19 protein-coding genes are annotated in these 17,784 nt (G+C 72.4%); 4 read left to right on the top strand and 15 right to left on the bottom strand.

Annotation, left to right across the window (positions count from 1 at the left end):
- Positions 1 to 119 precede the first annotated feature (119 nt).
- From J7462_RS01755 to J7462_RS01745, 3 genes are all read right to left on the bottom strand, one after another.
- On the bottom strand, positions 120 to 389 hold the full coding sequence (locus tag J7462_RS01755) for a metal-sensitive transcriptional regulator (protein ID WP_204926517.1): 270 nt from the start codon (positions 387 to 389) through the stop codon (positions 120 to 122).
- A gap of 112 nt (positions 390 to 501) precedes the next feature.
- Positions 502 to 771, bottom strand: a complete 270-nt coding sequence (locus tag J7462_RS01750) for a GlsB/YeaQ/YmgE family stress response membrane protein (RefSeq protein ID WP_219460847.1) — start codon at positions 769 to 771, stop codon at positions 502 to 504.
- 102 nt (positions 772 to 873) lie between these two features.
- Entirely contained in the window at positions 874 to 1,668 is a 795-nt protein-coding gene (locus J7462_RS01745) for a dienelactone hydrolase family protein (protein ID WP_219460845.1), read from the bottom strand.
- Positions 1,669 to 2,004: 336 nt separating this feature from the next.
- Between J7462_RS01745 and J7462_RS01740 the strand changes: the two genes are divergently transcribed.
- From J7462_RS01740 to J7462_RS01730, 3 genes are all read left to right on the top strand, one after another.
- Positions 2,005 to 2,748: an SDR family oxidoreductase gene (locus tag J7462_RS01740; RefSeq protein WP_219460842.1), complete on the top strand. Its 744-nt coding sequence runs from the start codon at positions 2,005 to 2,007 to the stop codon at positions 2,746 to 2,748.
- A gap of 65 nt (positions 2,749 to 2,813) precedes the next feature.
- Positions 2,814 to 3,713, top strand: a complete 900-nt coding sequence (locus J7462_RS01735) for an RNA polymerase sigma-70 factor (RefSeq protein ID WP_219460839.1) — start codon at positions 2,814 to 2,816, stop codon at positions 3,711 to 3,713.
- Between the two features lie 103 nt (positions 3,714 to 3,816).
- Entirely contained in the window at positions 3,817 to 4,476 is a 660-nt protein-coding gene (locus J7462_RS01730; protein ID WP_208566402.1) for an HNH endonuclease family protein, read from the top strand.
- Between the two features lie 269 nt (positions 4,477 to 4,745).
- Here J7462_RS01730 and npdG read toward each other — a convergent pair whose 3' ends face one another.
- The 12 genes from npdG to J7462_RS01675 all read right to left on the bottom strand — a co-directional run bounded on the left by npdG (position 4,746) and on the right by J7462_RS01675 (position 16,730).
- Positions 4,746 to 5,408 carry an NADPH-dependent F420 reductase gene (gene npdG / locus J7462_RS01725; protein ID WP_219460834.1) on the bottom strand — a complete coding sequence of 221 codons (663 nt, stop codon included), beginning with the start codon at positions 5,406 to 5,408 and terminating at the stop codon, positions 4,746 to 4,748.
- Positions 5,409 to 5,625: 217 nt separating this feature from the next.
- Complete coding sequence (locus J7462_RS01720; RefSeq protein WP_219460814.1) at positions 5,626 to 5,961, bottom strand: VOC family protein; 336 nt, start codon at positions 5,959 to 5,961, stop codon at positions 5,626 to 5,628.
- A complete protein-coding gene (locus tag J7462_RS01715; RefSeq protein WP_219460811.1) occupies positions 5,958 to 6,941 on the bottom strand; it encodes an LLM class flavin-dependent oxidoreductase in 984 nt (327 codons plus the stop codon). Before J7462_RS01715 ends, J7462_RS01720 begins: the two co-directional genes overlap by 4 nt.
- Positions 6,942 to 6,949: 8 nt before the next feature.
- Entirely contained in the window at positions 6,950 to 7,921 is a 972-nt protein-coding gene (locus J7462_RS01710) for an enoyl-CoA hydratase/isomerase family protein (RefSeq protein ID WP_208566406.1), read from the bottom strand.
- Between the two features lie 15 nt (positions 7,922 to 7,936).
- Positions 7,937 to 8,932, bottom strand: a complete 996-nt coding sequence (locus J7462_RS01705) for an LLM class flavin-dependent oxidoreductase (RefSeq protein ID WP_219460808.1) — start codon at positions 8,930 to 8,932, stop codon at positions 7,937 to 7,939.
- Positions 8,929 to 10,134 (bottom strand): class I adenylate-forming enzyme family protein, encoded by a 1,206-nt coding sequence (locus J7462_RS01700; RefSeq protein ID WP_255598028.1) that lies wholly within the window; start codon positions 10,132 to 10,134, stop codon positions 8,929 to 8,931. The genes J7462_RS01705 and J7462_RS01700 overlap by 4 nt, the downstream gene beginning before the upstream one ends.
- The gene (locus J7462_RS31650) at positions 10,062 to 10,685 is read right to left on the bottom strand and encodes an AMP-binding protein (protein ID WP_308290690.1); all 624 of its coding nucleotides are present in this window, start codon (positions 10,683 to 10,685) and stop codon (positions 10,062 to 10,064) included. Before J7462_RS31650 ends, J7462_RS01700 begins: the two co-directional genes overlap by 73 nt.
- Positions 10,686 to 10,789: 104 nt before the next feature.
- Entirely contained in the window at positions 10,790 to 11,791 is a 1,002-nt protein-coding gene (locus J7462_RS01695) for an LLM class flavin-dependent oxidoreductase (RefSeq protein WP_219460803.1), read from the bottom strand.
- Complete coding sequence (locus J7462_RS01690) at positions 11,788 to 12,879, bottom strand: LLM class flavin-dependent oxidoreductase (RefSeq protein WP_219460801.1); 1,092 nt, start codon at positions 12,877 to 12,879, stop codon at positions 11,788 to 11,790. Before J7462_RS01690 ends, J7462_RS01695 begins: the two co-directional genes overlap by 4 nt.
- Before the next feature lie 73 nt (positions 12,880 to 12,952).
- Positions 12,953 to 13,984: an acyl-CoA dehydrogenase gene (locus J7462_RS01685; protein ID WP_219460797.1), complete on the bottom strand. Its 1,032-nt coding sequence runs from the start codon at positions 13,982 to 13,984 to the stop codon at positions 12,953 to 12,955.
- A 13-nt stretch (positions 13,985 to 13,997) separates the two neighbouring features.
- Positions 13,998 to 15,149 (bottom strand): acyl-CoA dehydrogenase family protein, encoded by a 1,152-nt coding sequence (locus tag J7462_RS01680; protein ID WP_219460794.1) that lies wholly within the window; start codon positions 15,147 to 15,149, stop codon positions 13,998 to 14,000.
- 33 nt (positions 15,150 to 15,182) lie between these two features.
- Positions 15,183 to 16,730, bottom strand: a complete 1,548-nt coding sequence (locus J7462_RS01675) for an AMP-binding protein (protein WP_219460792.1) — start codon at positions 16,728 to 16,730, stop codon at positions 15,183 to 15,185.
- A 68-nt stretch (positions 16,731 to 16,798) separates the two neighbouring features.
- On the opposite strand from J7462_RS01675, the gene J7462_RS01670 reads away from it, so the two are divergent.
- Positions 16,799 to 17,779 (top strand): MBL fold metallo-hydrolase, encoded by a 981-nt coding sequence (locus J7462_RS01670; protein WP_219460789.1) that lies wholly within the window; start codon positions 16,799 to 16,801, stop codon positions 17,777 to 17,779.
- Positions 17,780 to 17,784: the final 5 nt, after the last annotated feature.

Here is a 17,784-nt window from a genome sequence, read left to right as displayed (position 1 = left end):
CTCTCTTTTCACTTATACCCCCGGGGGTATGTAACGGACAGACGGGTGTTCGAGTTCCGGGGTACGGAGTACCCGCCCGGAGCGCGCTCAGGCGGGCCGGGCGGGGTGCCGTTCGCGGGTCAGGCCAGCGCCAGGAAGAGCTTCTCCAACTCGGCCTCGGTCATCTCGGGAGTCTCACCGCGCCCACGCGCCGCGTCGCAGTGCCGCATCCCGGAGGCGATGATCTTGAAACCGGCCCGGTCGATGGCCTTGGAGACCGCCGCGAGCTGGGTCAACGCCTCCCGGCAGTCCTCGCCGTTCTCCATCATCTCGATCACGGCGTTGAGCTGACCCCGGGCCCGCTTGAGCCGGGTCAACGCGTCGCCGGTCATCTCCGGTCGCAGTTTCACGGTGCACCTCCTGCCGCCAATATACCCCCGGGGGTACCCGAACCGCCACCCGCCCGCAACGGCCGCGTCGGCCCGCCCGGGGAGAGGGCGAGCCGACGCGAGGGGGTGCGGATCAGTGCCGACGTCGGCCGTACGTGCCGGCGAGAACGGCGACGCCGCCGGCCGCGAAGGCCACCTGGAGGAACAGCTCGATCCAGTCGATGCCCCCGGTGTCGTCCACCCCGAGCGCGCCGGCGAGCAGGGTGCCGAGGATCGCGGCCACCACGCCGATGGCCAGGGTCAGCAGGATCGAGATCTTCTGCTTCCCGGGCACCACGAGGCGACCCAGGGCACCGATGACCAGACCGATGATGATGGCGGTGAAGAAGCCCTGTACTTCCACGTGTGTCGTCCCTCCGCGAGTCGCTGTCGACCTGGACTCTGCCCCGGGTGGGCGGGCGGTGAAACCACGGCGGGACGCCACGGACCAAATGTCACGCGACTGTCATGCGCTCGCGTGGGGACCGTCATCCGAACGCCGCGCCGATCCCCGGAAGGTCCGTTCCAACAGGTCGAACAACGCCGTCCAGTGCCGCTCGGCGGCCTGTTCGTCGTACATGGCGGTGTCGGCCATCGTGAAGCCGTGCGGGGCTCCGGCGTACACCTCGGAGCGGTAGGCGACCCCGGCGGCGTCGAGCGCCCCCTCCAACGCCGCGATGTCGTCGGCGGTCATCGAATCGTCCCGGTCGGCGTGGGCGAAGTACAGCTCACCGGTGACCGTGCCGACTCCCCGGTGCGGGCTGTCCGGCGCGTCGGTGACGACCCGACCGGCATGGAAGCTGGCCAGCGCCGCGATCCGGTCCGGATGCGCCTCGATCGCGCGCAACGCGTTGGTACCACCCATGCAGTACCCCACGATCGCCACCGGCCCGGCCACGACGTCGTCGCGGGCGGCGAGGAAGTCCAGGTAGGCCCCGGCGTCCCGGGCCACCAGCTCCGGGGTCAGCGCGGTGATCAGCGGCACGATCCGGCCGAACAGCTCGCCGCGCCGCTGCGGATCGGCCAGGTCGGCGAGGTCGACGCGCGGCATCGGACCGGCGCGGTGGAACAGGTTCGGCACGAGCACCAGGTACCCCTGCGCGGCGATCCGCTCGGCCATCTCGGCGAGCCGGGGACGCAACCCGAAGGCGTCCATGAAGAACAGCACCGCCGGGAACGGCCCGTCCCCGTCCGGCCGGGCCAGGTACGCCTCGGCCGCGCCGTCACTGGTCGGAACATCCACCGTCGTCGTGCCCGCCATGGTGTCTCCTCACCCGGGTGCCGGCGCACCCACCGCGGGAACGCTACCCGGTGCGCGAACAGCCGACGGAACACAGCACGGCATCCCCGCGACGGACGGGATGCCCGGCGGGGTGGCCCGGCGACGGACGGGGGTGACCGGTGCAGCAGCCCGGCGACGGACGGGTGACCGCAGGCCAGCGACCCGCGTGGGTGGCGTCGGCGGCCCGGCTGCGGTAGGCAAACCGCCAGGTGGACGGCGTGCCGGGCCGGAGTTGTCACGGATCGGGGGTCTGCCCGGTCGTTGGTGGTGCAGGGGCGGTGGGACCGCCACGGGCAGACAGGGAGTGGACCGACCATGAAGATCGTCGTCATCGGGGGCAGCGGACTGATCGGCAGCAGGCTGGTGGCGCTGCTCGGGCAGCAGGGCCACGACACGGTGGCCGCCTCCCCCCGTACCGGGGTGGACACGCTCACCGGCGCGGGGGTGGCCGAGGCGCTCGACGGCGCCGACGTCGTGGTGGACGTGTCGAACTCGCCGTCGTTCGAGGAGACCGCCGTCCTGACGTTCTTCGAGACGTCCACCCGCACCCTGCTGGAGGCGGAGGCGAAGGCCGGCGTACGGCACCACGTGGCGCTGTCGATCGTCGGCGCCGACCGCATCCCGGACAGCGGCTACATGCGGGCCAAGGTGGCGCAGGAGGCGCTGATCGCCGGGGCGGACATCCCGTGGACGGTGGTGCGCGCCACCCAGTTCTTCGAGTTCGTGCCGGCCATCGTCGAGTCCGCCGTGGCGGGCGACGAGGTACGCCTGCCGCCCGCGCTGATCCAGCCGATCGCCGCCGACGACGTGGTGACGGCGCTGGCCGAGATCGCGGCCGGCGCACCGGTCGACGGGATCGTGGAGCTGGCCGGGCCGCAGCGGTTGCGCCTGGACGAGCTGGGCCGGGAGACGCTGACCGCCGCCGGTGACCCCCGGCCGGTGGTCACCGACCCGCAGGGGCGCTACTTCGGGGCGTTGCTGGCGGAGCAGTCGCTGGTCCCGCTCGGCGACGCCGCCCGTACCGGTGGCACCCGGTTGGCGCAGTGGCGCGCACGCTGACCCGTTGCGGGGGCCCGGCGTCGGGTGACGTCGGGCCCCTGCGGCGTACCGCCTACGGTGGGTCCATGACGACCGGGGCCGCCGCCGACGAGCCACCGGCCGTCGCGGCGGCCGACCTGGCCGCGTTCCTCGACGTGCGGCCGAGGCTGTTCGGGCTGGCCTACCGGATGCTGGGCAGCGTCGTCGAAGCCGAGGACGTGGTGCAGGAGGCGTGGCTGCGCTGGCAGGGCACCGACCGCAGCGGGGTACGCAACCCGGCGGCCTTCCTCACCACGACGACCACCCGGCTCGCGGTGAACGCGGCCACCTCCGCCCGCGCCACCCGGGAGACGTACGTGGGGCCGTGGTTGCCCGAGCCGGTCGACACGAGTGCCGACCCGACCCTCGGTGCGGAACGGGCGGCCGCGTTGGACGTGGCGGTGCTGTTGCTGTTGGAACGGCTGGCTCCCGCCGAACGGGCCGCGTACGTGCTGCGCGAGGCGTTCGACTACCCGTACCGGGAGATCGCCGAGGTGCTCGGCACGTCGGAGCCGAACGCCCGGCAGCTGGCCAGTCGGGCCCGGCGGCACCTTGCCGTGGCGGGGTCCGCGCCCGCCCCGCCGCAGCGACGGCGGCAGCTGACGCGGGCGTTCCTCGGCGCGGCCCGCGACGGCGACCTGACCACGTTGGAACGGTTGCTCACCGCCGACGTGGTGGCCCGTGCCGACGGCGGCGGCCGGGTGCACGCGGCCCGCTTGGACGTGTGCGGGGTGGCCCGGGTGACGAACTTCCTGGACAACGTGCGACGCAAGTACTGGCGGGCGACGACGGTCGACCTGGTCGAGGTCAACGGCGGCCCGGCGGTACTGGTCGCCACCGACCGCCCGGTCACCCTGATCACGGTGGACACCTCGGCCCGGGGCATCGAACGGCTCCTGCTGGTGGTCAACCCGGACAAGCTGGGTCGGCTGCCGGCCCGACGCTGACCGGCGATTTCCGCCACCGTTCACGCAACGACCGGTAGACCGACCATTCGACTTCCGTCTATACATGTGGCAACGGAGCCGCATCTGACCGGACGGAGCACCCATGAACCGACGCCTGCGTGCCGCCGCGACCATCCCCACCGCGGTCCTCGCCGCCACGCTCGGCCTCGCCCACCCCGCCGAGGCCGCCGGCTACTCCGCCCCGCTGACCACCGCCGTCGCCGGCCTGCCCGTCGCCGCCGAGAACCGCACCGGCTACAGCCGCGACCTCTTCCCGCACTGGATCGACGCCGACGGCGACGGCTGCACCACCCGCAACGAGGTGCTGCTCGCCGAGGCGGTCAGCGCGCCCACCGTCACCGGCACCTGCACGTTGACCGGGGGACGCTGGTACTCCTACTACGACGACGCCTCCTGGACCGCCACCGGTGACCTCGACATCGACCACATGGTGCCGTTGGCCGAGGCGTGGGACTCCGGCGCGCGTACCTGGAGCACCAGCCGCCGCCAGGCGTACGCCAACGATCTCGGTGACAGCCGCCCGCTGGCCGCCGTCACCGACAACGTCAACCAGTCCAAGGGCGACCAGGACCCGGCCAGCTGGCTGCCGCCGTACGCCGCCGCCCGGTGCCGGTACGTCACCGAATGGGTGGCCACCAAGATCCGCTGGCGGCTCACCGTGGACAGCGTCGAGAGGAGCGCCCTGACCAGCCTGGCCGGCGGCTGCCCCAACGCCACCGTCTCGGTCACCTACGCGTACTGAGCGACCCCGTCGCCCGCGCCGCCCCGATGCGGACACGCAACGCCGGGGCCAGCGCACCGGCGGGTCGACGGGTGGGGTCACCTGACCGACGGGGGTACCTCACCGACGGGGTCGACGGACCGACGGACCGGGTGCAGGGGTCGACGGACCGACGGGGTCAAGGACCGACGGGGTCGACGGACCGGGTGCAGGGGTCAACCGGGTGACCGTGACCCCTGCGGTGGTCCGGGGGGAGATCGGTGCCGTCTGCTCCCTCTGCCCGGACCGGATCACACGTCGGTGATCCGCAGGCCCGCGTGGGCGCGGTAGCGCCGGTTGACCGAGATGAGGTTGGCGGTGAACGCCTCGACCTGGTGCGCGTTGCGCAGCCGCCCGCCATACACGCCCCGTACCCCCGGAATGGTGTCGGCGAGCGCCCGGACCAGGTCGGTGGCCTCCCGGTCGTCGCCGAGCACCAGCACGTCGGTGTCGACCGTGTCGAGATCCGGGTCCTCCAGGAGTACGGCGGAGACGTGGTGGAACGCGGCGACGACCCGCGACCCGGTGAGGATCGCGGCGGCCTGCTGGGCGGCGGAGCCCTCCGGGACGGGCAGGGCATAGGCACCCTGCTTGTCGAAGCCCAGCGGGTTCACGCAGTCCACGACGATCTTCCCGGCCAGCGCCGGGGCGAGCGTGGTGAGCAGTTCGGCATGCCCGTCCCACGGCACCGCGACCACCACGATGTCGGCCTGCGCGGCGGCGTCGGCGTTCGACCCGCCCCGGACCCGGCCGGGCAACCCGGCGGCCGTCTGCGCGGCCCGCCCGGCGTCCCGCGACCCCAGCACGACGTCCAACCCGGCCGCCCCGAAGCGCCGGGCCAACCCCCGCCCCTGCGGCCCGGTCCCGCCGAGCACGCCGACGGTACGGTCCCGCAGCTCGTCACTCACACTCACGTACGTCTCCTTCTCGTCCCACCGCCCGCCCCACACAGTCCCGATCTCCGTCCCGCCGGCCCTCCCTCCCGCCCCACGCACTGCCCCGCCGTCGCGGTGATCAAGAGATTTGTGTCAGTTGATCAAGAGGTTTACGTCATCGTGGAGATCATTCCTGACGCTTTTCTCTTGATCACCGGAGCAGGAGCGGGGTGGGGGTGGGTTTGGGGTGGGGTGGTCAGGGGTGGGGTTGGTAGAGGGTCAGGGGGGTGCCGGTGGGGTCGGTGACCAGGGCCCGGCGTTCGTGGGGGCCGGTCACCGGGTCGGTGGCGGTGGCGCCGGCGGCGATCAGGTGGGCCAGGCAGGCGTCGAGGTCGTCGACCTGGATGCTGAGCACGGTGCGGCCGGCGACGGGTTGCTGGGTGGCGTCGGCGAGGCCGATGGTGACCGTGCCGTCGGTGACCGCGGCGTACCGGTCGCCGTCGCGGAACTTCACGGTCAACCCGAGCGCGGTGTAGAAGGCGAGTTGGGCGTCCAGGTCGTCGGCGGGGACGATCACGTGACCGATCCTCATGGGCGGAACCTCGGCATGACCTCGCGGGCGAACCGCTCGACGATCTCCATCGACCGTTCGATCGGCAGGCCGAGCCACTGGGCCCGGAACACGAAGTGGTTGTAGCCGGCGTCGGCGAAATCCTGGATCTTGGCGGCGATGTCGTCGGGCGAGCCGAAGAAGAGCGCCTTTTCCTTGATCGCGTCCCACTGCGACTCGAAGAAGTCCATGCCGTACTGGACGTACTCGCCGTAGGAGCGTTTCACCGCGTCACCGGCGACGGCGAACGCGGCGTCGGCGGAGTCGGCCACGCACAGGTCCCGGTGGATCGGGAAGACCGCGTCCCGTTCGTCGAAGCCGGCGGCCCGTCGCTGTTCGCGGTAGTCGGCCAGGTTGCCGACGGCCCAGTTGCGGCGCACGTTGGACGGGGCCAGCCAGGGCAGCCCCTGCCGGGCGATCCGGGCGATGCCGGTCGGGCCGTTGGCGCCCACCCAGACCGGCGGGTGCGGGCGCTGCACCGGCAGTACGCTGCACCGCACCCCGTCCAGGGTGAAGTGCTTGCCCTCGTGGTGCACCGGCTCCCCGGTCCACAGTTGCTGCATCACGGCGAGGGCCTCGTTCATCCGGGACACCCGGGTACGCCGTTCGATACCGAACGACGTGAACTCGGCGTCCCGGTAGCCCGACCCGATGCCCAGGACGAACCGGCCACCGGACATCTGGTCGATGGTGGCGATCTCCTCGGCCCAGTGCACCGGGTGGCCCAGTGGCAGGATGAGGATGCCGGTGCCGAGTTGCATCGTCCCGGAGTGGTCGATGAGCCGGCTCAGCAGCGGCAGCGGCTGCGGGGTGCTCAGCGACGACAGGTAGTGGTGGATGCCGAAGACCGAGTCGTAGCCCAGGTCGCGGACGTGCTGGACGTACTCGACGGTCTCACCGATGCGCCGGCCCAGGTCGTCGCCGGGGGCGTACTGGTGGTCGAGCAGGATGCCGAACTTCACGCCGTCGCCTACTCTTCCCGCGACCGGCTGTCGCTGAGCCGGAAGTACGGGGCGACGAGCCGGTCCCGGTCGGCCAGCGCCTGCCCGATGCCCTTCTCCCGGCGCTCCTTGAGGAAGTTCCAGTCCCCCTCGGCGAAGCTGACGTTGGTCGCCCAGCCGTGCCCGACCCAACCCGTCATCGCCCCGAGACCCTTGCCCCGGGCCTCCATCACCACCTGCATCATCGACTTACCCATCATCAGCGAGTCCAGCGGCATCACCGCGATCGCGTCGGCGTAGTCGTCGACCCAACGTTGCAGGTCCTCACGGGGTACGACCTTGGTGACCAGGCCCTTGCGCTCACCCTCCTCGGCGCCGATCGCCCGCATGGTGAGCATGACGTCCTTCATCGTGGTCAGGCCGACCTTCTCGATCCAGTGGTACATGTCCTGCGGGGCGGGACCGAGGTAGCGGAACGCCGGGTGGGTGAACCGGGCGTCCGGGGAGGCGATGACGATGTCGGCGGAGAGCGCGATCTGGAAGTGCCCGCCGTAGCAGTAGCCCTGCACCTGGCAGATGGTCGCCTTGAGCGACTCGATGATCGGCCGGGTGAAGCCGGAGCTGAGCACGTTGCGGTCGGGCAGGATGCGCTGGCGCTGGGCGGGTCGCCGCCGGGACGCCTTGTCGGTGCCGGTCTTGTAGCCGATGTAGTGGCCGAGTTCCGCGGCGTCGGCGCCGGTGCCGAAGTGCTCCCCCTCCCCCGTGAACACGATGACCTTGACCCGGTCGTCGGTCTCGGCCTCCTTCACCAGGTCGCCGACGCGTTCGAAGGCGGCCACCGGGATGGCGTTGAGTCGCTCCGGGCGGTCGAAGGTGATGGTGGCGACGGCCCGCTCCTCGTCGACGTCGTAGCGGACGTACTTCGCCAGGACCTCGGGGTCGACCTCCATGTTCTCGACGTCCCACTGGCTTTCCAGCAGCTCGGCTTCGGTCTTCTTCACGGCGGGTTCCTTAGGTCAGGTGGTGGGACGGAAGGCGGGGATCACCTCGGCGGCGAACAGCCGCAGCGAGGCGCGGAGCTTGTCGGTCGGCATCCCGAGCCACCCGGGACGGAAGATCAGGTGGTCGAAGCCCAGGTCCCGCAGCGCGCTGATCCGCTCGACGAGGAATTCGGGCGAACCCAGCAGCAGCGTGTTGCGGACCAGTTCGTCGAAGCGGTCCCGCTGCCAGCGCAGCGCCGGATACTCGGCGTACGTCGAGTACTCGACCCGGGCGTGCGGTAGCGCCTCCGCGACGGCCTGTTCGGTGCTCGGCGCGCAGTACAGCTCCACGCCGACGGGCCGCTGCACCGTCGCCGGGTCCCGCCCGTACTCGGCCAGCGCCTCGTTGTAGACGGCCAGGTGTTCGGGCAGGAACCGGCGGCTCGGGGAGTTGCCCGGCGCGTACCAGGCGTCACCGAGCCGGGCGGCCCGACGGACGGCCTTCTTGCCGCCGGCGCCGATCCAGATCGGTGGGCCGCCCGGGGTCAGCGGCGGGATGCCGATGGTGGCGTCGACCTGCGGATAGAACTCCCCGTCGTGGGTGACCGGCTTTCCGGTCCACAGCGCCCGGATCAGCCGCAGGCTCTCGTCGAACCGACGGAACCGGGTTTCCGGGTCGACCCCGAAGGCGGCGAACTCGTTGTCCCGGTAGCCGGCACCGACGCCGAGGACCACCCGCCCGCCGGAGAGGTGGTCCAGGGTGGCGAACTCCTCGGCGACGTGCACCGGGTGGAACATCGGCAGCAGCAGGATGCCGGTGCCGAGCAGCATGTCCCCCGAGCGCGGGATCAGGCTCGCCAGCATCGAGATCGGCTGCGGGGTGGCCAGGTTGGACTGGAAGTGGTTGATCGTCCACACCGAGTCGTAGCCCAGCTCCGCGGCCAGCTCGACCGTGCCGAACAGGTCGTCGAGGTGCCGGCGGAGGTCGTCGCCGGGTGGGTACTGGTGCGACGCCATGATGCCGAACCTCATCGGCTCCCCCTAGCTGTCGGTCGGCTGGTCCGGCCGTCGTCCGGCCGGGACACCGCCACGGAGGCGACGCTGTCCGCCGCCGGTGCGGCGGCCGCCGCGCGGTCGGCGTCGGTCGGGTCGGGCGACGGCACCGTCGCCCCGGCCCCGGCCGGCTGCGCCGCCGGGTCCGCCACGCGGCTGATCTTGCCGGTGGCGCTGCGTTCCAGGGCCGGCACGAACTCGATGCGCCGGGGGGTCTTGAAGTGGGCCAGCCGCTCCCGGGCGTACGCGACGAGCCGCGCGGCAAGGTCGGTGTCGTCGACCGTGCCGTCGGTGGCCCGGACCACCAGCGCCACCGGAATCTCGCCCAGCCGGTCGTCCGGGCGGCCGAGCACCCGGACGTCGCGCACCAGCGGATGGGCCCGCAGTTCGTCCTCGATCTCCTCGGGCCAGACCTGGAAACCCCCGCACTTGATCATGTCCCGCTTGCGGCCGACCAGGAAGAGCACCCCGTCGGCGTCGACGTAGCCCATGTCGCCGGTGTGCACCCACCCGTCGCGGACCAGCTCGGCCGAGGCGGCGGCGTCGTCGACGTACCCCCGGGTCAGGGCGGAGCGGACCACCACCTCACCCTGGGCGCCGGACGGCAGCGCGGTGCCGGCGTCGTCGCGGATCTCCAGCTCGACGCCCGGGTAGACCCGGCCGGCGGAGCCGGGCTTCCACCGGCCGGCCTTCATGTCCCGGCCGGTCCAGCCGGCGATGTGCCCGGCCTCGGTCGAGCCGTAGTTGACCAGGATGGGCACCCGGTAGCGCTCCTCGAACGCGCGCCGCACCGGCCAGGAGATCGCCTGCCCGGCCACCAGGACCGACTTGACCCCGGCGAACGGCAGGTCCCGGTCGGCGTGCACGATGTCGAAGACCATGGTGGGCAGCAGGAAGAGGTTGTCGAACCCGAACCGCGCCATGAGGTCGGCGAGCCGGTCGACGCCGAAGCGTTCCCAGACCACCGCCGGCCGGCCGACGAAGTACGCGAACAGCAGCGCGTGCTGGCCGCCACTGTGGAACAGCGGCAGGGCGATGAGGTTCGGCCTGGCGTCCGGCGCGGCGGTGCCCTCGGCCCCGGTGCCGGTGGTGACCCGGGCCAGCCGCATCAGCGACTCCCGCGTCCCGCCGTGGGTGACACTGACCGCCTTCGGTCGCCCGGTCGTGCCGCCGGTGAACAGGATGCACGCCTCGGCCTCCGGCCCGACCTCGACGCCGGTGACCCGCACCTCCCGCCGCCACGGCAACGCCGGCACCCCGGCCAGCGACGCCGTGACGGAGCGCACCGGGAGCCCTGCGGCGACGTCACCCGCCCCGGTGCCGTCGTCCCCGGGGCGGCCCGGGTGGCGTCTCCGGCGGCGGCCCGGGTGGCGAGGAACGCGGCGACCACGTCGGGGCGACGGTCGTCGACCAGCAGCAGCCGGGGCGCGGTCTTGGCCACCGACTCGGCCAGCTCGGCGGCGTTGTAGAGGCTGCTGACGGTGACCGGCACCGCGCCGATCTTCCAGGCCCCGAAGAGCAGGAACACGATCTCGGGCCCGTTGGTCAGGTAGCAGGCGACCCGGTCGCCGGGGCCGACGCCCTCGGCCCGCAGCGCGGCGGCGACACCCCCGGCGAGCAGGTCGATCTGGTCGAACGTCCACGACCCGCCGTCCTCGCCGTACAGGCCGGGCAGGTCGGCCCGGTCGGCGCACCGGCCCTCCAGGATGCCGGCCAGGTTGCCGGCGCTCACCGGGTCACCCTCATCCACCGGGCCACCGGCGCTCACTAGGCCACCGACGCCCGCTGGACCACCGATGCCCGCCCGACCACCGGTGCCCGCCCGACCACCGGCGCTCACCGGGTCACCCCGGGGGCGGTCGCGGCGAGCCTCGGGATGACCTCCGCGCCGAAGCGGGCGAGTTGCTCCATCGCCTCGTCCTGGCCCGCGCCGACGAACTGGTGACGCAGCGAGACCTCGGTGATGCCCAGCTCGCTCTCCCAGCGGCGCAGCTTGGCGACGATCTCGTCGGCCGAGCCGACCAGGCAGTCCTCGGCGAGGTACCGGTCGAGGTCGAGGGACTGGGCGTCGTCCCACGACTTGTAGCCCGCGTACTGGCGTTGCAGATGCGGACGGACGGCCGCGACGGCCGCCGGGTAGCTGTCACCGAGGTACGCCTCGCGGCTCATCGGGTACTCCCGGTCCAGGGAGAAGCCGCGCTCGGCCAGGTCTGCCCGGTAGATGCCGAGCAGCCGGGCCAGCTCGGCGTCGTCGCCCTTGGGGCCGATCAGCCATGGGGCGTCCAGTCGGGCGGCGCGGCGGATCGCGGGTTCGGCGAACGCGCCGATCCACAGCGGTGGGCCGCCGGGCTGGACCGGGCGCAGCGCCAGGGACGCGCCGGGGGCCTCGCCCCAGCTGCCGGCGGCGTCGATCGTCTCGCCGTTCCACAGGGCGCGCAGCATCGGCACGTACTCCCGCAGTCGCCGCAGCCGGTCCTCCCAGGCGACGCCGAACGCGGTGGTCTCGCGGCGGCGGTAGCCGGCGCCGATGCCGACGGTCAACCGGCCACCGGACAGCAGGTCGAGGGAGGCCAGGTCCTCGGCGAGGGCGACCGGGTTCAGCAGCGGGGCCAGCAGGACCCCGAACCCGATCCGCACCCGGGAGGTGGCGTGGGCGAGGTAGCCGGCGAGCGGGATGGGCTGGACGAACGCCGACCGGGCCAGGTAGTGGTGGCCGAGGTAGACGGCGTGGAAGCCGGCCGCCTCGGCGGCGGCGGCCTGGGCCAGTACGCCGTCGATGCCCTCGGTGGCCGACGCCGACGGGTCGAACTGGGCGCTCAGGAAGCAGCTGATCTTCACCCGGCGACCGCCTCAGGAGTGGCTACCCGCTCGGCGGCGCGGTCCTGGGCCCGGAAGTGCGGGATGACCTTGTCGGCGAACTCCTCCATCGAGCGCAGCGCGGCCCTGCGGTCCAGGGACGGGATCCGCAGCCAGCCGATGTAGTGGTTGATGCCGAGCTGTTCGCGCAGCATCTCGATGGTGTCGATGACGCGCTGTGCGGAGCCGAAGTTGCCGCCGTGAGTCAGCGTCTGCTCCAGGGTGAGCAGTTCGATGTTCTTGGCGACGGCCGCGTAGTAGGACCGCTCCTGGGCGATGGCGTCCTCCGAGCCGGGGATGACCTTGCCGACGGACTTGTAGTAGTTCATCGCCGCCTGGGCCGCCGCGCGCAGGCCCTCCTCGCTGTTGCCGCACCAGACCTGTTGCATGAACGGCAGGTCGTAGGTGGAGATGTCGAAGCCGTTGTCCCGCATGCTCTGCCGGTAGAGGGCGAAGTTCTTCTGCATGATGCCCAACGGCGTGAAGTTCGGTGAGGTGATGATCGACTCGCCGACCGCGCCGCGTTCCCGGAAGCTCTCGGGGGAGACCGTGCCCTGCAGGATGGGCGGCCCGCCCGGGGTGAACGGCCTCGGGTAGGTGGTGACGTTGTCGTAGTGGAAGATCTCGCCGTGGTAGGAGAAGTTCTCCTGCGACAGCGCGAGCCGCAGGATATCCAGGGTCTCCTGGTAGCGCTGCTTGGACTCCGCCAGGGGCACCCCGAAGCCGGCGAACTCGGCGGGCTGGTAGCCGCGGCCGACGCCGATGGAGACCCGGCCGCCGCTGAGCACGTCGAGGGCGGCGATGTCCTCGGCCAGCCGCAGCGGGTGGTGCAGCGGGAGGACCAGGACGGCGGTGCCGATGGTGATCTGCCGGGTCCGCTCGGCGACGGCCATGCCGAAGTTCACCGGGCTGCCGAGGATGCCGTACTTCGAGAAGTGGTGCTCGGCGAGCCAGATCGAGTCGAAGCCCAGCTCGTCGGCCAGCTGGATCTCGTCGAGGGTCTCTCGGAGCACCTGGTGGTCCGATGCGCCGTCGGCCACCGGGAACAGGTTCATGATTCCGAACTTCACGGCCTTCTCCTCATTTATTCCGACCAGACGGTATGTTACTGCCCGGGTTGGTGCCCGGCAAGACTTCCGCAGGTCAGCCCCGCCCGGCCCGACGTGCCCGGATACGCAGTTCCCCGGTCCGTCGCCGGTGCCACGACCCCCGACCGCACCGGGCGTCGAGCACGAACGCCCGGCGCAGGAACAGGTGCGGGTCAGCCTCCATGGTGATGCCCATCCCGCCGTGCACCTGGATGCACCGCTCCGCGGCGAACACCGCCGCCTGCCCGGCCGCCGCCTTCGCGGCGTGCACCTGGACCCCGGCGTCCGGGCGACCGGTGTCGACCGCCCACGCCGCGTACAGGGTCAGGTCCCACGCCGCCTTGCGGGCGGTCGCCGCCTCGGCCAACGGGAACGCGACCCCCTGGAACGCGCCGATCACCTGACCGAACTGCCGGCGCGTCCGGGCCTGCTCGGCGGCCAGGTCGATCGCCCCCTGCGCCACCCCGCACAGCTCGGCCGCCACCACCAGCGCGGCCCGCAGCGGGCCGGTTCCGGCGGGCTGTGTCCGCTCGGGTACGGCCACCGTCAGGTCCGACAGCGGCACCGACGGGTCCACCGACTGCCGCGCGGTGGTCCGGACCGGGTCGGCGAACCAGACCCCGTCCGGGCCGAGGGCGACGACGCCGTCGGCCTGCGCCGCGTACGGCACCAGGGTCCGCACCAGCGGGTCCGGCGCCACCCCGTCGGCCCACCCGGAGCTGCCCGGCACGTCGACGGCCAGGGTGAGCACCCGGCGACCGTCGAGCACCTCGTCGGGGAGCGGACCGGTGCGCCGCTGGTCGCCGCAGAGCAGCTGGACCGCCGCCGCGTGCGCCGGGAACCGGCTCGGCACCAGCCGCCCACCGAGCGCCTCCACGGCGACCAGCAGGTCGATCAGGCCCGACCCGATGCCACCGGCCGGCTCGGGCACCCCGAGCAGCCCGAAGTCCCGCAGCAGCGGACCGTCAGCCACCGGGGCCCGCCACGGGCCGACCTGCAACTCGCGGGCCGTGCCCCGGTCGGCGTCCGCGAGCGCGCCCACGGTCGCACCGATCTCCCGCTGTTCCTCGGTGAATGTCGCACGCACCAGACCACTCCGCTCAGCGTGAGCGGGGCAGGCGCAGCACCCGCTCCGCGAGAATCGACTTCTGGACTTCCTCCGTGCCGCCCTCGATCGTGTGGGCGCGGGCCCGCAGGTAGCGGCGCATCCGGGCGGCGGCGCCGTCGCCGTCGACCAGCACCCCGCCGGCCTCGTCGAGCTGCACGGCGAGCCGGTTGGCGTGCTGCACCACCCGGGCCCACAGGCTCTTGAGCGCCGAGGTCTCCGGCCCGGGTACGCCGCCGGCCCGGCTCTCGCCCAGCATCCGCATCGACCCGATCCGGACCGCCTCGGCGTCGCACTGCAACGCGCCCACCGCGTCGGCGAACGCGCTGTCGTCGGCCACGCCCCGCTCGACCGCGACGTCGATCAGCCGGTCCACCGCCTGGCGGGCCCACACCCAGAGGTTCAGCGCCATGCTGCCGCGTTCGAACGCGAGCGTGGTGAGCGCGACGGTCCAGCCGTTGCCGACCCCGCCGAGCACGTCGTCGTCGGCGACGAACACGTCGTCGAGGAACATCTCGTTGAACTCGGTGTCCCCGTTGATCATCACCAGTGACCGGACGGTGAACCCGTCCATCGGGGCGAGGAAGTAGGTGATGCCCCGGTGCTTCGGCGCGTCGGGGTCGGTGCGCGCCAGCAGCAGGCACTTCGACGCGTTGTGCGCGTTGGACGTCCAGATCTTGGCCCCGTTGATCCGCCAACCCCCGTCGACCCGGGTCGCCGCCGTGGTCAGGCTGGCCAGGTCCGACCCGGAGCCGGGCTCACTGAAGCCCTGACACCAGTACTCGTCGCCACGCAGGATGCCGGGCAGGTGCCGGGCCTGCTGGGCGTCGGTGCCGTGCACGATGATCGTCGGCCCGGCCAGCATCATGCCCACTCCGTTGAGCGGGTACGGGGCACCGCGTACTGCGGCCTCCTCGTTGAAGACGGCCTGCGCCAGCGCATCCATCCCCCGGCCGCCGTGCGCGACCGGCCAGGACAGCCCGGCCCAGTTGCCGGCGCAGAGCCGGTCCTGCCACACCCGCGACCAGTGCTCCCGCTCGTCCTGGGTCAGCTCCTCCTGGTCGGGCACGTCGGCCAGCGCCCCGTCGAGCCACCTGCCGGCCTCGCGCCGGAACGCCAGGTCGGTGTCACTGTCAGCGAAGTCCATGCCCACCTCCCACCTGGTCGTCGATGTCGCCGGTCACGCGCCGGCCTGTCCGGCGCGGGTGAGCCGGGCCTTGTAGAGCTTGCCGTTCGGGTCGCGGGGCAGCGCGTCGCGCACGACGTAGGACTGCGGACGCTTCGGCTTGGCCAACCGCTCGGTGAGGTAACGGCGCAGCTCCGCCAGTGCCTCCTCCGGGTCGGGCGCGGTGTCGGCCAGCACGACATGGGCCTGGGGAACCTCGCCGAATTCCGGATCGGGCGTGCCGACGACCCCGACGTCGGCGACCCAGTCGTGGCCGATCAACGCCGCCTCGATCTCGGCCGGGTAGACGTTGACGCCGCCGACCAGGATCAGCTCGGCCGCACGGCCGGTGATGTAGAGGAACCCGTCGGCGTCGACGTGGCCGACGTCCCAGACGGTCAGCAGGCCGTCACGGCGCGCGCCGTCGGTCTTGCCGGGATCGTTGTGGTATTCGACCCGGTCGTCGCCCTGGCGCATGTAGACGATGCCGGTCTGTCCGACGGGCACCTCGTTGCCCAGCTCGTCGAGGATGCGCAGGGTGGAGATCGAGGCCGGCCGGCCGACCGTGCCCGGGTGGGCCAGCCACTCGTGGGGTCGCGCGACGGTGGTGCCGACCTCGGTCGAGCCGTAGTACTCGTAGACCACCGGGCCGAACCAGTCGAGGATGCGCTGCTTGACCTCGCGCGGGCAGGGTGCCGCGCCGTGCAGCACGTAGCGCAGCGAGGAGACGTCGTAGCGGTCGCGGACCACCTCGGGCAGCTGCAGCAACCGGTAGAAGTGGGTCGGCACCATGCTGGTGCCGGTGACCCGACGCTCCTGGACCCGGCGCAGGAAGCCCTCCGGCGTCCAGCCGTCCATCAGCACCATCGTGCCGCCGGCGTGCAGCGCGCCCATCGCCGGGGTGATGTTGGCCGAGTGGTACATCGGGGCCGACACCAGCCAGGACGCGAACGCGTCGCGCTCCATGCCGAACTCCCGGAACAACCAGACGTAGGTCAGCGCGCCGGTGTCCGCGTCGACGCCGCTGAGCGGACGCTTGACCCCCTTGGGCCGGCCGGTGGTGCCGGAGGTGTACATCATCAGCGACCCGGCCGGGGTCTGCGCCGGGCTGGTGGCGGACATGTCGGCGGTGAGCGCCGAGAGCGGTCGGGCCCGGTCGGTGCGGGGCGTGCCGTCGACGAAGACCTGGATGTCGGGCGCGGCACCGGCGGCGTCGACCACCACGTCCTCGACCCGCTCGGAGCCCACCACCACCCGGGCGGCGCTGTCGGCGAGGATGTAGCCGACCTCGGGCGCGGTGAGGTGGTAGTTGAGGGTGACCAGGTAGAGCCCGGACTGCATCGCCGCGAGATAGAGCGCGACCAGGCCGGGGCTGTTGGTCATCACCGCCGCGACGGTGTCGCCGGGCCGCAGGCCCGCGTGGGTACGCAGCCCGTGCGAGATCCGGTTGACCTCGGCGAACAGGTCACCGTAGGAGATCCGCCGGTCATCGGCGGTCACGATCGCGCACAGGTCCGGTTCCGCGGCTGCCCAGAGCCGGAACCCGGTCCGCTCCTCGCTCATCGGACTCCTTGAGCTAGATTCCGACCATCCGGTATGTTGGTGTCCAACAGTAAGGGAGCCTCCCGACGATGTCCAGACCCGCGATCGACGCCCACGCCGCCAGTTGGCGGGCCCGCCAGGTGCCGGTCCCCGCCCAGGTCGTCGACGGTGTCTGGGCCATCCCGGTCCCCCTGCACGGCAGCGCCCTGCGGTCCATCACCGTCTTCCTGATCACCACCGGCGACGGCCCCGTCCTCGTCGACGCCGGCTACGACCACCCGAGCTGCTGGGCGTCGTTCCAACGGTCGCTGGTCGCCATCGGCCAGCGGGTCGACACCATCACGGCGGTCCTGCTCACCCACAACCACCCCGACCACGTCGGGTTCGCCGACCGGGTACGCACCGCCTCCGGCGCGCGGGTGGTGATGGGCGCGGCCGACGACTTTGCCACCATGCACCGGCGGCGCGGCACCTTCCTCCAGCAGGTACGCACCGCACTCGAGCTGACCGGCGCCCCGCCCGACGTCGTCGCCGCCATGTACGCCGACGCGGTCGCCGTCGCCGTGCACCGGGAGGACCTGCGGCTCGACGTGGCCGTGGCCGACGACACCGAATTCCGCTTCGGCGACGTGACCGTCCGCGCCCTGCCCGCCCCCGGGCACACCTACGGCCACACCGTCTACGTCGACTCCCGGGGCCTCGTGTTCACCGGTGACACGATGATGGCCGAGGGCCCCACCCAACTCGCCATCGTCAGCCGCCCCGACGACGACCCGGCCGCCGACCTGTTCGGCACGCTGGCCCGCATCGGCGACCTCGGGGCCGCCATCGCCTGCCCCGCCCACCAGTTCCCCTACCGCGGCGTCGCCGCCCGCGCGCAGGCCCTCACCGCGTTCCACCGCGACGAGGTCGCGACGGTCCGGGGCCTGGCCCGCGACGGTGACACCGCGTGGGACGTCGCCCGGCGGATGACCTGGAAGAAGCCGTGGGACGAGCTGGGCCGGGGCACCCGACGGTTCGCCCTGGTGCACACCCTCGCCCTGCTGCGCCACGCCGCCACCGACAGGTGACGCCG

The organism is Micromonospora sp. RL09-050-HVF-A (genome assembly GCF_019374995.1).
Classification (GTDB): domain Bacteria; phylum Actinomycetota; class Actinomycetes; order Mycobacteriales; family Micromonosporaceae; genus Micromonospora; species Micromonospora antibiotica.
The sequence above is the reverse complement of the archived record's forward strand: the minus strand, read 5'-3'. Positions and strand labels throughout refer to the sequence as shown.